A 13,237-nucleotide genomic window follows, 5' to 3' on the forward strand; every position below is an offset into this window, starting at 1 on the left:
AAATAATTTAACTTTATATCAATTTCTGAAAATAAAATTAGGTTTTTTATCTAGCAACTATGTGTAGCGATTGTTACAATGTGTCGTGTTACAACGGTATGTGATCGCTTTTCTATTGCGAGCCATTGTTTATCGTTAATTATTACTGGTTATACAATAAAGTAATGTAAATAAAGTTGAAGAAAGAAGGGTGATTATGAAAATTGCAATTATAGGCTCTGGTAATGGGGCAGTAACAGCAGCATTAGATATGAAGACTAAAGGTCATGAAGTGAAATTATATTGTAGAAACCAATCAATACATAAATTTGATAAAGCTATAGAACGTGGAGGCTTTTCCTTTACGAATGAGGGAGAGACAAACTTTGTACCATTTACTGATATCAGTGATGATATGTCATACGTATTAGAGGATGCAGAGGTGATACAAGTCGTCATACCATCTTCATTTATCGAACATTATGCACATACGATGGCACCATTCTTGAAATCAGAACAACTGATCTTTTTTAATATGGCAGCAGCAATGGGTTCTATTAGATTCTTGAATGTCCTAGAGGAAATGCATATTGAGACAAAACCTAAACTTGCTGAAGTAAATACACTTACTTATGGAACACGAGTGGATTTTGATGAAGCGTCCGTTAACTTATCATTAAATGTGAGAAAGGTTCATTTTTCTACCTATGATAAGGAAGATTTGAGCGATAGCTTTGAGAAAATTGAATTACTGTATCCATATATTGTTAAAGAAGAAAGCCTATGGAAAACAAACCTAGAAAATGGAAATCCAGAAGTTCATCCAGGACCAACATTATTAAACGTTGGTCGTATAGATTATGCAGAAGATTTTGCTTTATATGCAGAAGGGATTACGCAACACACAGTGCGTTTATTACATGCTGTAGAATTAGAACGATTAACACTCGGACGTAAATTGGGTTTCGAATTATCTACAGCAAAAGATGCACGTATTGACCGTGGCTATTTGGAACAAGTTGATGAAGATGAACCATTGAACCGTTTATTTAATAACAGTCCAGTATTTTCCCAAATAAAAGGGCCTAATCAAGTTAAAAATCGCTACTTAACAGAAGATATTGCCTATGGTCTTGTCTTGTGGTCAAGTCTTGGTAAGCATATCGGTGTGGCAACACCTAATACAGATGCCATTATCACCATTGCGTCGACAATATTGGAACGAGACTTTTTTGAAGAAGGGCTAACAATTGAGGAACTTGGCATTGATAAACTTGGATTAGATTAATTTAACAATGCGTATATTTAATAGAATATAAAGGGGGGGGGCAAATGATGACGAGACAGCCAACTTTTGTTGAGTCTATTTCTACTATTGTAGTTATGATTATTATAGTTATTACAGGTTTTGTTGGGTTTGGTATTCCAATACAAGCATTGCTTATCTTAGCATCTGCTTATGCTGCTTGGATTGCTAAAAGAGTAGGCTTGAAGTGGAGCGATCTTGAAGAAGGTATAACGAACAGATTAGCAACTGCAATGCCAGCAATTTTTATTATTTTAGCAGTGGGTATTATTGTTGGCACATGGATGTACTCTGGCACAGTACCTGCTTTGATTTATTATGGTTTAGAGTTTTTAAATCCTAATTTATTTTTAGTATCTGCATTTATCATTTGTGCAATCACATCAGTGGCGACTGGAACAGCATGGGGTTCTGCTTCAACAGCGGGTATCGCGTTAATGGCGATTGCTAATCAATTACATATTCCACATGGTATGGCTGCTGGTGCAATCATTGCTGGTGCAGTTTTTGGTGATAAAATGTCACCACTATCTGATACGACAAATTTAGCTGCACTTGTTACAAAGGTGAATATTTTTAGCCATATTAGAGCGATGGTATGGACGACAGTACCTGCTTCCATTGTCGGAATTGTTGTATGGTTTATAGTGGGACGCCAATTTAAAGGTGATACTAATTCAGCACAAATCAAACGATTATTAGGTGAACTATCACAAATTTATAATATTAATGTGTTAGTCTGGTTACCAATTATTGTCATTGTCTTGTGTTTGGCATTTAAAATGTCTACTGTTCCAGCCATGTTATTATCTAGTCTTAGCGCAATCATCGTAGGTGTTGTAAACAATAAATTTAGTATTGTAGACGGTTTTAAATCTACGTTTGATGGCTTTAATAAAGGTATGATATCTACAGAGCATCTATCTGCTAAGACAGTCACTTTGATAGAACAAGGTGGCATGATGAGTATGACGGAAATTGTAGTTACGATATTTTGTGGGTATGCATTTGCTGGTATTGTAGAAAAGGCCGGTTGTTTAGATGTAATCTTGCAAAAAATTTCAAAAAATATCAATTCTGTAGGTCAACTTATCTTAACAACGATTATTGGTGGATTAATAATGGTATTAGCAGCGGGGGTCGCTTCAGTAGTAATTATTATGGTCGGTGTGTTAATGACAGATATGTATAATAAAATGAATCTTGATAGAACGAATTTATCTCGAACATTGGAAGATTCAGGTACAATGATAATCCCACTCATACCGTGGGGAACATCAGGTATATATTATACTCAGCAATTAGGTGTTACAGTGGATCAGTTCTTTATTTGGACTGTACCTTGTTACCTATGTATTTGTTTCGCATTATTCTATGGGTTTACAGGTATTGGAATAAAAAAAGTAAAATCAACGCACTCATAACAATATGCCCAGCTATCATGTTTGAATGATAGTTGGGCATATTTACTGTTGTTATAAGGATAATCATGTTTTTTATTTTATACCGTTGATGGTTTAATAGAAGGAAAAAAATAATAAATTTTCAAATAGAAGTTTAAACAGTTATATTTGGGATATAAATTAATATGAATGAGATGATATGAGTTTGAGTTGAGTAATAATTGTAGCGATATTACTTTAATTATCTGTATATTCATCGATAATTCAATGTAGGTAAAGATTTAAAATATCCTTCTATAATCTATTTAATCGGTTTTACATTGTATATTGTAGCGATGGTGCAATGTAAGACCGGTTCTCGTTTGTTTTCGTATGATGAATATAAATAAAAAAGGCAATCCATATGGATTGCCTTTTGAAACATACTTATTAGTGAATGTAGTTGTAGCTTGAAGCTTCACTTGCTGAAATTGTACGTGAAGTAACAACACCAGCGCCTTGACCGTAGTTCATTTCTGAAACAGTGATTGAACCATCGCTGTTAACACTTTCAACATATGCTACGTGTCCGTAAGCACCAGCTGAAGTTTGTAAGATTGAACCTTGTGAAGGTGAGTTATTTACTGTGTAACCTGAAGCAGCTGCAGCGCTTGCCCAGTTATTAGCATTGCCCCAAGTTGATCCAATTTTACCGCCAACTTTGTCGTATACATAGTATGTACATTGACCAGCAGTGTATAGGTTGTTTGAAGAACCTGAAGTGCTAGAAATTGAAATTGATGAACTTGATGATGAGCTAGTTGATTTTGATGAACTTGATGGTGCACTTGTAGTTGTTACTTTGATGTTATGGCTTGAAGTAGAGTTTGAAACTGAAGCGCCTCTTCCACCAGTTGCTTGATTATTAGCTGTATATGATTGCTTACCATAGCTATTCCCAGTAGCGTATGAAGCAGTTTGATTATAGTTACTGTAGTTACTGTGACCTTGGTCAGCTTGACTAGGGTTCCAGTTACCTTTCCAATCGTAGTGGTAGTTACCTTGTTGATCGATTGTGTAAGAATACTCGTATGATGTTGGATCGTTTGGATTGTATCCACCGTTATTATTTTCTGCTGCATCTGCATCGTGATGTGCAAAACCAAAAGTAGCGATTCCTGCAGTTGCGATTGTAGCTGTAGCGATTTTCTTCATTATAAAATATCCTCCTAGAATTTCTCTCTATTTATTATTATATTTTTCGTAATGCTATTCCCAGTCTCTAACGACAATAATTTGTTTTTTATGTTTTCGCTGTTTCAACGACAAGAAATACTTTATCAGAAAAATAACCATTTGTGTGCATTGTTATCGTTTTGTAATTTAGTTCTAATAATTTAACCTAATGTGTAACAAATAAAATGAATTAAAAAAGTAGTGGAATACTTGTTTTATAAGGGTTTTGCGCTACAAAGTGTATTGTTACAATCTCTATTATTACAAAGCTGTAAAATAACAGAAAATTTCAAAATATAATTGATTAGGTAAATTTATTATTTGAAAATACAAAAATACTATAGATTAATTGTGCAGCAGTAGGTCATATTATACATATAAAAAATTGAATTAAGCAGAGATATTGACACCTTTATCAGAAAGTTTTAATATTTAGGTATAAAAATTATACTAGATTTGGAGGTGTTAATAGTGAAGATAGAAATTGGCTTGACCTCTTTTGCAGATAATGGTGATATCTATACAGAACAAGGTAAACAAGATGCAATCAGTAATGCACAAAGAATTCGTAATATAATAGAAGAAATAGAAACAGCAGATCGAAATGGTTTGGATATCTATGGTCTTGGTGAACACCATAGACCTGATTATGCAGTATCAGATCCAGTAACGGTATTAGCTGCAGCCGCTAGAAATACCAAGCATATTAAATTAACTAGTGCAGTTACTGTATTATCTTCAGATGATCCTGTTAGAGTATATGAACGCTTTTCTACATTAGATGCAGTTTCAAATGGACGTGCCGAAATAATGGTAGGAAGAGGTTCATTTATAGAATCATTTCCATTATTTGGATATAATCTAGATGACTACGAACAGTTATTTAATGAAAAGATTGATTTACTTCTTAAGATTAATCAACATGAAATCGTCAATTGGAAGGGGCATTTACGACCTTCTATTGATAATTTAGGTGTTTATCCTAGAGCTGAACACAATGCATTGCCTATATCAATAGCTACTGGAGGTACTCCGGAATCCTCGTTAAAAGCAGGAGCATTAGGATTACCAATAACTTATGCTATAATTGGTGGAGATCCGAAAAGATTTAGACGTAATATAGACATGTACCAGTCAATTGCTGAATCTTATGGACATAAGGTAGATGATTTAAAAATTGCAACACATTCATGGGGCTATATTGCTGATACAGATGAACAAGCGAAGCGTGAATTTTTCCCATCTGTTAAAGCAAGTCATGATATATTGGCTCAAGAACGTGGTTGGCCACCGTATGACCAAAATAGCTTTGAGAGAGAAGCTGGGCCCCACGGTGCCTTGTATGTAGGTAGTCCTGAAACCGTCGCACAAAAGATTATAGAAACAGTGGAAACACTAGGCATAACACGATTCATGTTGCATACCCCTGTTGGTTCGATGCCACATGAAAGAACGATTCGTACTATTGAATTATTAGCAAATCGTGTGAAGCCTATTGTAAATAAATATTTTGAAAATAAATAGAAGGAGCGTTTTTAATGATTTTACGTTATTTAACAAATTTAAAATTAGCAAAAGAATTATATGGAGCAGCAAAACCAAAATTACAAGGTGATCAATCAATGAAAGATACATTTGAAGAAGTGTTTAACTTACCTTCAAATGCAGTACCATTGGCTGGCGCGGTTGAAGCATTAAGTGCTTTATTCTTCGTATTAAGTTTTGGTAGCAAAAAGCTATCACGCCTTGGTTCATTATTAGCAATTTCAGTATTAGGTGTTGCGGCATTTAAACATTTTGAAGCTGGACATGGTAAAGCTGGTGCTAAACATGCGTTAGATTTAACTGGTTTAGCAGCATTAAGCTTACTAGATACTGTAGATTGTAAAAAGAAATAAATCAAAACTATTATAGTTAGATACTTATATGAATATAAGTAAAGTACTTTTGGACATAAATCCTATAAAAATAACACTCAGATGATTGAATTCAATTTATCTGAGTGTTTTTTTGTTCAATATTATATATATTATTGGCTCGCTTTCCTAGGGGCCAGCTTCAGCCTGTAGTCTTCAGCTTGTCCTGTTCCCACAGGAGTCTCGCCAAAATATTTCTTAAAGAAAAGTATTTTACATTCCTATACAAATGTTAAATTTCTATAGGAATGTAAATCATCCAATCCACAAATTTGCACCTATTTTTTGTTCAATATTATATATTATTGGCTCGCTTTCCTAGGGGCCAGCTTCAGCCTGTAGTCTTCAGCTTGTCCTGTTCCCACAGGAGTCTCGCCAAATTATTTCTTAAAGAAAAGTATTTTACATTAAGATACAAATGTTAAATTTCTATAGGAATGTAAATCATCCAATCCACAAATTTGCATCTATTTTTTGTTCAATATTATGTATTGTTGGCTCGCTTTCCTAGGGGCCAGCTTCAGCCTGTAGTCTTCAGCTTGTCCTGTTCCCACAGGAGTCTCGCCAAATTAATGATACTACGTGTTATTTAATACACATTACAAAATTAAAAACAAATAGTATACGTAATATTTTAGTTGTGTTGAATCACTTTAAAAGTATTAAGTTAAGTGAAAAGTGGACATTATGTTAATTTTATCTACATTTATAAATGAAAGATCAATCGAAATGATAAAATATTTTAACTAAAATCATAGCTCGCTCATTTTTTATTAATAAAATGTTGCGTTAACTACTATTGTTTTATTTTTAAAAGTAAATATTAAAAAAATAGTGGGCATTTTTAACATTTTTCATAGCTACTTATATTGAATAGAATGTACGGAATAGTATAAAATTATTATATTAATATATAAGAATCACTTTAGTATATATTAACATCTAGAATAAACATTAGGAGTGGTTATATGGAACAACAAAAGTTTAAAACACTAAATGAACTTATTGCTACTTATCAACAAGGGAAGAAATTCTTTAAGAGTTCTAAAAAGCAATTTAAGTTAAACTATGAAGAAATCTATATTTTGAATTATCTTTATAATTGTAATTCAAATGAAATAACAGCAAAGGAAATTGCACTTTCATCCGATCTCAAGCCATATTATTTAACGAAAGCTTTACAGAAATTGATTAAAATGGAATTTTTAAGTAAAAAAAGAAGCCAAATTGACGAAAGAACCGTAGTAGTCTATATAGATGATCAACAACGAGCGAAAATAACTCAAATTATTGAACAATTGCAATCACAATTATAATAACTTTTGTGATTAAAATCATTATATATATTACCTCTATTATGTAAAAATATATTGTAATTTATATTTTGCACTCTAATATATTATTTCTAATGTATGTGATGTGATACAATTAATGACGGTTATGAAAACGCATACATAAAAGGGGTAATATAATGAAATTATTAATCGGGGTATTATTTTTAGGATTAGTATTATACTTATTTACACTATTTACCAGTAAGGCTCCAAAAGGTGGAAAGGCTATGGGAGCTTTAGCCAATGCAGCTATAGCTTCATTTTTGGTTGAAGCCTTTCATAAATATGTGGGTGGAGACTTAATGGTTATGGATTACTTAGGGCAATTAGGTAATATAGCAGGCGGTTTAGGTGGTGTAGCAGCCGCTGGACTCGTCGCTTTAGCATTAGGTGTTTCACCTGTATACGCATTTGTGATAGCAGTAGCGTGTGGCAATATGGATTTATTACCAGGATTTATTGCAGGTTATTTAATGAGTTTTGTTATGCTATGGATAGAAGAAAAATTTCCAGATGGACTGGATTTGATTGCATCAATCGTTATAGTTGCACCATTAGCAAGATTATTAGCAACTGCTTCTACGCCTGTGGTTGATGCGACATTATTACAAATAGGCAATATAATTAAAGATTCTACACATTCTAGTCCTATATTAATGGGGATTGTCTTAGGTGGTATTATCACTGTAGTGGCAACTGCACCACTAAGTTCAATGGCGTTGACTGCGTTATTAGGTCTCACAGGTACACCAATGGCAATCGGTGCATTAGCAGTGTTTGCATCTTCGTTCTTGAACTTTGTGTTATTTAAAAAGCTAAAATTTGGAGATAGAAAGACGACAATTGCTGTCGCTATAGAGCCACTATCACAAGCAGATATTGTTACTGCAAACCCAGTGCCAGTTTATGTGACAAACTTTGTTGGCGGGGCAATTTCTGGTATCATTATCGCATTGTTCGGTTTAGTTAATAATGCAACAGGTACAGCAACGCCCATTGCTGGTTTAATGGTTATGTTTGGGTTTAATAATGCCTTAACAGTAATATTAGTAGCATTGCTATGTGCAATTTGTAGTGGGGTTTGTGGATATCTAGGCGCATTAGTATTTAAACGGTATCCTATTGTGACAAAGGCCGAATTAGCTGATGATGCCATGCCTAAAAAGGTAAAACACTATTATGAATTAAAAAGAAAGTATGCCGAATCTATCGCATAAAATTAAAAGTTTATTCATAAGTCATATACCATCACTAGCAGATAAAGGTAAACTATGTGATGATTGTACTTTATAATAAAGTAAGCCAGTAAATGAATTTATATTCGTTTACTGGCTATTTTTGTCTCATATTTGTTAAGCATATACGAATGTGGTAATAATAACTTTGAATTTAATGTGATCTATATACTACAAATTTGAATAGGCACTGGCTATTCATCATTATTATTACATCGCATAATTAGAATTAATTGGATGTGAATTGTAGATGACGTGTTGTTTTATTTTCTAATTTCGAGAAGATTACTTCAAAAATAATGGCAAGCAACCAGTAAAATGCTGCAGCTATGGAATAAACTGGGATGAATCGATAACCTTCATTTGCAATGACATGGCTAACGGCCATAATTTCAGTTACTTGAACAGCAAATGCTAGAGAAGTCCCTTTTAAAAGCATAATAAATTGGTTTTCAATATTGGGTAAAGCATAACCAAATGCTTGAGGTAAAACGATACGTCTATAAATATTAAATTTAGATAGACCAACTGTTTGAGCCGCCTCTATTTGACTATTTTCTACTGATTGTAAACCACCTTTAATTGATTCGCTCAGATAAGCTACCGCATGAAGTGAAAATACAATAAGTGAAATAATTAATGGTGAAAACATATCAGGATTAATAGATAAATTAAATTGATCATTAAGCAATAAAATTAGTGAAGGTAACCCATAGTAAACAATAAATAATTGTACGATTAAAGGTGTACTTCTGAAAAAAGAGTTATAAATAATAATTAATTGTGATAATACTGGAACGTTTTTTAGTCGTATGATTGCAAAAAGTGTTCCTATGATTAAACCAAATATTATGGCAACTATAGTGATAATTAAAGTGTTGGGAACACCCTTTAATACCTCAAAGATTGTATATAAAATAAATGACATATTTATTCTCCTTATACTTGATATGGTTTTTCTGTTTTATTATGAATTGCAGTGAATACGCCTTGAATTATTAATGCAATCATCCAATAAATAAGGGAGATAACGATATATACTTCTAACATACCGAGCCCATAATTATTACCGATAATGAGTTTAACTTGTCCCATCATATCAATAATACCGATTGTAAATGCTAGAGAGGTATCTTTAACTAATTCGATAATTTGTGTCGTCAAATTAGGAATGCTATTGCGTAAAGCTTGTGGAATGATAATATCTTTCATAATTCTTGGGTAGGATAATCCGACTGTTAGACCAGCTTCTATTTGATCATAATCGACGGATTGATAACCAGCACGTATAATCTCAGAAAGATACGCTCCTGTATGAAATGAAAAGGCTAATACTACAAAAAACATTCTACTAAAATGATTGATATCAATATGAATAAATAATAATAATTGAGGTAATGCAAAATATACTAAAAATAATTGTACTAAGAGTGGTGTACTGCGAATAAATGATAAATATACTCTGACAATAGGTGCAAGGAAAGGTATTTTATTAATACGTATAACAGCTAATAAAAAACCAATAATAATAGAAAATAGTAATGACAATAATATGATACCTAATGTAAGTGGCAATCGTTGCACGACTTGTAAAAATAAGTCAATCCAATTTATTGATGCGCTCATTATTGCACCTCCAATTTATCTTTATCTTCGTTGATTTCGTTTAAACTATCAAAAACGTTTAAATCAAAGTATTTTTTTGACAATGCTTGAAGTTTACCTTCGCGCTTTAATTCTTTAGTTGCTTGATCTATATCATCGTGTAATTTCTGTTGTTTCTTATTATAGACAATATGGAGTGGTTCTTTTTTGACGATGCCACCGATTTTGACATTGGCGTTGATTTGTTCTTGAATTGCTTTATATGTATTCCAATTTAAAAACATTGCATCTCTTCTTTGTTGACTTACCATTTTTAAATTATCTCCATTGGATGGTTCTTGAATTGTATCTATATCGATTTGTTTCTGATGTGATTTGTTATATTGTGTAAGTATTGAGAATAATCCGCCACTTGGAGCCATTGGTGTAAGGCGTTTGCCTGGCAAATCATCTAAGCTATGTATATTATTGTTATCCTTATTAACTACTAATAAAGGTAAAGCATAGCTGTATGGTTCATCTTGATAGAGAAATTGTTTTTCTCGTTCTGGTGTTTTAAAGAACCAATTGATTCCCATATCAAATTTTCCAGCACCAATACCAACTAAATTAGATTCCTCTTCGCCAACTTCATATTTGAAATCATATTGAGGTAATTTTTTCTCTAGCAATTTCATATAATCCATATCTAAACCAACGAATTCATTCTTTTTATTTGTGTATAGGTAAGGTGGATTCACTTCTGCTGACAGTGCAACTTTAACTTCTTGTTTCGATGAGCTATTTTGCGAATTACTATCTTTATCACAAGCTGCCGTTGTCAAAATTAGCAACAATAGTATCGCTAAATAGCAAGAACGTTTAAAGGTCATACATAATCACCTTCTGTTCGTACTTTATTTAAAAAGCGATGTATACGTTCTGAATTAGCCTCTTCTAATACTTCTGTTGGTGTGCCACGATGTGCGATCTTTCCTTCATCTATAAATAGAATTTGGTCAGCAATAGCTTTTGCAAACTCAATCTCATGCGTCACAAGTACCATCGTCATTCCTTTTTCGGCAATTGATTTTATAAGTGTTAATATACTGCGTATTGATTCGGGATCAAGTGCAGATGTAGGTTCATCCAACAATAAAATTTCTGGATTTAACGCTAATGCACGTATGATGCCGATACGTTGACTTTGGCCACCTGAAAGCTGTATTGGATATTTATCTTTATGCTCTAATAAATTAACTTGGGATAAGTATGACTCAGCGATTTCCGTGGCTTTATTTAGGCTCATTTTTTGTCCATATATTAAGCCTTCTGTTATATTTTCTAATATTGTCTTATTTTTAAAGAGGTTATAGTTCTGAAACACCATTGCAGATTTACTACGTAATTGCTTTATATCCTTTTTAGTAAAGTGACTAGCATCAAATGTTGTATCATTAATTTGAATTGTTCCGGATTTGGGTATAGCAAGCGCATTTAATGTTCTTAAGAGCGTAGTTTTACCGGAACCACTAGGACCAATAATGGCTGTTACTGTTCCAGTTTTTTGTGAAAAGCTCACGTCATTTAAAACTTTATGATCCTTGTATTGAAGTTTAAGATTATTTACAGAAATCATTTTGTTGTCCTCCATATATGTATTAATTAAAAACTATCATAATATATCTTATCGGTAAAGTAAGGATTAAATTTTTTAATGACTTTATTTAGATAATGTTGAGTGTTAAACTAAGATTATCATAATAAGAGATTAACTAAGAGGTGATAGAAGTGAATGATTCCGCATTAATACATTCAGATATACAACAAAAGTGGATTCATAAATTTGAAACAATAAAGGAAACATTTCAATCTAGAGCGGCATACAATGACATACATTCTCGCTTTCCTTATGAAAATATAGAATGGCTTGTCAAAGAAGGCTATTCTAAATTAACACTACCAAAAAGCTATGGCGGAGAAGGTGCTACCATTGAAGATATGGTGATTCTGCAAAGTCATCTCGGCGCTATAGATGGTGCTACTGCCTTATCAATAGGCTGGCACTTGAGTGTTGTCGGCCAACTTTATGAACAAGAGTTATGGGAATCACCAATGTTAGAATCATTTGCAGAAGCTGTGAAACAAGGTGCGCTAGTTAATAGAGCGATTAGTGAAGCGGAAACTGGTAGTCCAACTAGAGGCGGTAGACCAGCTTCCCATGCTGTAGAAACAGAAGATGGTTATGTGTTAAATGGAGTTAAAACATTTACATCGATGAGTAAAGGGTTAACCCACTTTGTTGTCAGTGCATATAGTGAATCACTCGAACAAGTAGGGTACTATTTAGTTACAAAGGATATGCAAGGTGTTGAAATTGCTGATAATTGGAATATGCTAGGAATGCGCTCAACTGAAAGTCATGATTTAGTGTTAAATGATGTACACATTCCTAAGGAGAATTTTGTAGAAACGAGAAGTGCTGGCGTTAAGAAACCTAATGGCTGGATTCTACATATTCCGAGTGTATATCTTGGTATTGCACAAGCTGCTAGAGACTATGCAGTAGATTTTGCTAAAAAACATAGTCCAAACAGCATTGAGGGTTGTATTGGAGAACTGCCAACCGTCCAACAAAATATAGGTAAGATGGAATCATTATTATTATCTGCTAGACATTTCTTATGGAGCACCGCACAGCTTTATACATCAGAAGCAACACCGAATGTTTGGAATGAAACATCAGCCTCAAAAGTATTAGTGATGAATCAAGGTCTTGAAGTGATAGATATTGCCATGAGAATTGTTGGTGCTAAGAGCCTTGAGATGGATCGACCTTTACAGCGCTATTATCGTGATATGCGAGCAGGGTTACATAACCCTCCAATGGAAGATATGGCTTATACAAATATTGCTAAGTCAGTACTTGGTTTATTCGAATAAGCTAAGTATTATATATGGCTTTATTTTATAGAAGGATTTGGAATATCAAGGCTAGAGTGAGAGTCTGGGATATTAACTTTCAAACTAAAATAGAATCGATGATTTTTACTGTAAAAATGTAAAAATCATCGATTTTTTTATTATTATCAAATTGATTAGTACTTAGTGCTGTTGTTTTTCTTATATTGATAGCCATTTATGCTAATCTTAGTTCACGTTTTAACCTTGTTATTCCTAGAACTGTTTCTACAAAATGATTTACAATTTGTGGATAGCATTTTCAGGTATAAGTATTTCAGTTTCCTTATTATTTATTTTAAAA

Annotated in this window: 12 protein-coding genes; 7 read left to right on the top strand and 5 right to left on the bottom strand. The window is 33.1% G+C overall.

Going from position 1 to position 13,237, the window contains the following annotated elements; translation table 11 throughout:
* Positions 1–196 precede the first annotated feature (196 nt).
* Together JN168_RS03190 and nhaC are read left to right on the top strand one after the other, a co-directional pair.
* Positions 197–1,267, top strand: a complete 1,071-nt coding sequence (locus tag JN168_RS03190; RefSeq protein ID WP_042739130.1) for an NAD/NADP-dependent octopine/nopaline dehydrogenase family protein — start codon at positions 197–199, stop codon at positions 1,265–1,267.
* 47 nt (positions 1,268–1,314) lie between these two features.
* On the top strand, positions 1,315–2,709 hold the full coding sequence (gene nhaC / locus JN168_RS03195; protein WP_279526268.1) for a Na+/H+ antiporter NhaC: 1,395 nt from the start codon (positions 1,315–1,317) through the stop codon (positions 2,707–2,709).
* 408 nt (positions 2,710–3,117) lie between these two features.
* Here nhaC and JN168_RS03200 read toward each other — a convergent pair whose 3' ends face one another.
* Complete coding sequence (locus tag JN168_RS03200; protein WP_042739129.1) at positions 3,118–3,882, bottom strand: CHAP domain-containing protein; 765 nt, start codon at positions 3,880–3,882, stop codon at positions 3,118–3,120.
* A gap of 492 nt (positions 3,883–4,374) precedes the next feature.
* On the opposite strand from JN168_RS03200, the gene JN168_RS03205 reads away from it, so the two are divergent.
* The 4 genes from JN168_RS03205 (at position 4,375) to JN168_RS03220 (ending at position 8,370) form a co-directional block, all read left to right on the top strand.
* Positions 4,375–5,427 (top strand): LLM class flavin-dependent oxidoreductase, encoded by a 1,053-nt coding sequence (locus JN168_RS03205; RefSeq protein WP_232139501.1) that lies wholly within the window; start codon positions 4,375–4,377, stop codon positions 5,425–5,427.
* Positions 5,428–5,441: 14 nt separating this feature from the next.
* Positions 5,442–5,801, top strand: coding sequence for a DoxX family protein (locus JN168_RS03210; protein WP_042739127.1), 360 nt, complete (start codon positions 5,442–5,444; stop codon positions 5,799–5,801).
* 986 nt (positions 5,802–6,787) lie between these two features.
* The gene (locus JN168_RS03215; RefSeq protein ID WP_042739126.1) at positions 6,788–7,135 is read left to right on the top strand and encodes a transcriptional regulator, SarA/Rot family; all 348 of its coding nucleotides are present in this window, start codon (positions 6,788–6,790) and stop codon (positions 7,133–7,135) included.
* A 155-nt stretch (positions 7,136–7,290) separates the two neighbouring features.
* Positions 7,291–8,370: a PTS sugar transporter subunit IIC gene (locus JN168_RS03220; RefSeq protein ID WP_279526174.1), complete on the top strand. Its 1,080-nt coding sequence runs from the start codon at positions 7,291–7,293 to the stop codon at positions 8,368–8,370.
* Between the two features lie 247 nt (positions 8,371–8,617).
* Here JN168_RS03220 and JN168_RS03225 read toward each other — a convergent pair whose 3' ends face one another.
* From JN168_RS03225 to JN168_RS03240, 4 genes are read right to left on the bottom strand one after another with little or no spacing between them, the layout of a single operon-like run.
* The gene (locus JN168_RS03225; RefSeq protein WP_229366623.1) at positions 8,618–9,316 is read right to left on the bottom strand and encodes an amino acid ABC transporter permease; all 699 of its coding nucleotides are present in this window, start codon (positions 9,314–9,316) and stop codon (positions 8,618–8,620) included.
* A gap of 11 nt (positions 9,317–9,327) precedes the next feature.
* A complete protein-coding gene (locus tag JN168_RS03230) occupies positions 9,328–10,014 on the bottom strand; it encodes an amino acid ABC transporter permease (RefSeq protein WP_042739123.1) in 687 nt (228 codons plus the stop codon).
* Positions 10,014–10,865, bottom strand: a complete 852-nt coding sequence (locus JN168_RS03235; RefSeq protein ID WP_229366624.1) for an amino acid ABC transporter substrate-binding protein — start codon at positions 10,863–10,865, stop codon at positions 10,014–10,016. The genes JN168_RS03230 and JN168_RS03235 overlap by 1 nt, the downstream gene beginning before the upstream one ends.
* Positions 10,862–11,611: an amino acid ABC transporter ATP-binding protein gene (locus JN168_RS03240; RefSeq protein WP_042739121.1), complete on the bottom strand. Its 750-nt coding sequence runs from the start codon at positions 11,609–11,611 to the stop codon at positions 10,862–10,864. Before JN168_RS03240 ends, JN168_RS03235 begins: the two co-directional genes overlap by 4 nt.
* A 152-nt stretch (positions 11,612–11,763) precedes the next feature.
* Between JN168_RS03240 and JN168_RS03245 the strand changes: the two genes are divergently transcribed.
* Positions 11,764–12,915, top strand: a complete 1,152-nt coding sequence (locus JN168_RS03245) for an acyl-CoA dehydrogenase family protein (RefSeq protein ID WP_042739120.1) — start codon at positions 11,764–11,766, stop codon at positions 12,913–12,915.
* The last annotated feature ends 322 nt before the right edge of the window (positions 12,916–13,237 follow it).

Source organism: Staphylococcus gallinarum, from assembly GCF_029774255.1.
GTDB lineage: Bacteria > Bacillota > Bacilli > Staphylococcales > Staphylococcaceae > Staphylococcus > Staphylococcus gallinarum.

Bases quoted from the DNA above. Each gene is read 5' to 3' on its own strand.
- JN168_RS03215 (WP_042739126.1), top strand. From the start codon at position 6,788: ATGGAACAACAAAAGTTTAAAACACTAAATGAACTTATTGCTACTTAT.
- JN168_RS03240 (WP_042739121.1), bottom strand. From the start codon at position 11,611: ATGATTTCTGTAAATAATCTTAAACTTCAATACAAGGATCATAAAGTT.
- JN168_RS03220 (WP_279526174.1), top strand. From the start codon at position 7,291: ATGAAATTATTAATCGGGGTATTATTTTTAGGATTAGTATTATACTTA.
- JN168_RS03200 (WP_042739129.1), bottom strand. From the start codon at position 3,882: ATGAAGAAAATCGCTACAGCTACAATCGCAACTGCAGGAATCGCTACT.
- JN168_RS03230 (WP_042739123.1), bottom strand. From the start codon at position 10,014: ATGAGCGCATCAATAAATTGGATTGACTTATTTTTACAAGTCGTGCAA.
- JN168_RS03225 (WP_229366623.1), bottom strand. From the start codon at position 9,316: ATGTCATTTATTTTATATACAATCTTTGAGGTATTAAAGGGTGTTCCC.
- JN168_RS03190 (WP_042739130.1), top strand. From the start codon at position 197: ATGAAAATTGCAATTATAGGCTCTGGTAATGGGGCAGTAACAGCAGCA.
- JN168_RS03210 (WP_042739127.1), top strand. From the start codon at position 5,442: ATGATTTTACGTTATTTAACAAATTTAAAATTAGCAAAAGAATTATAT.
- nhaC (WP_279526268.1), top strand. From the start codon at position 1,315: ATGACGAGACAGCCAACTTTTGTTGAGTCTATTTCTACTATTGTAGTT.
- JN168_RS03235 (WP_229366624.1), bottom strand. From the start codon at position 10,865: ATGACCTTTAAACGTTCTTGCTATTTAGCGATACTATTGTTGCTAATT.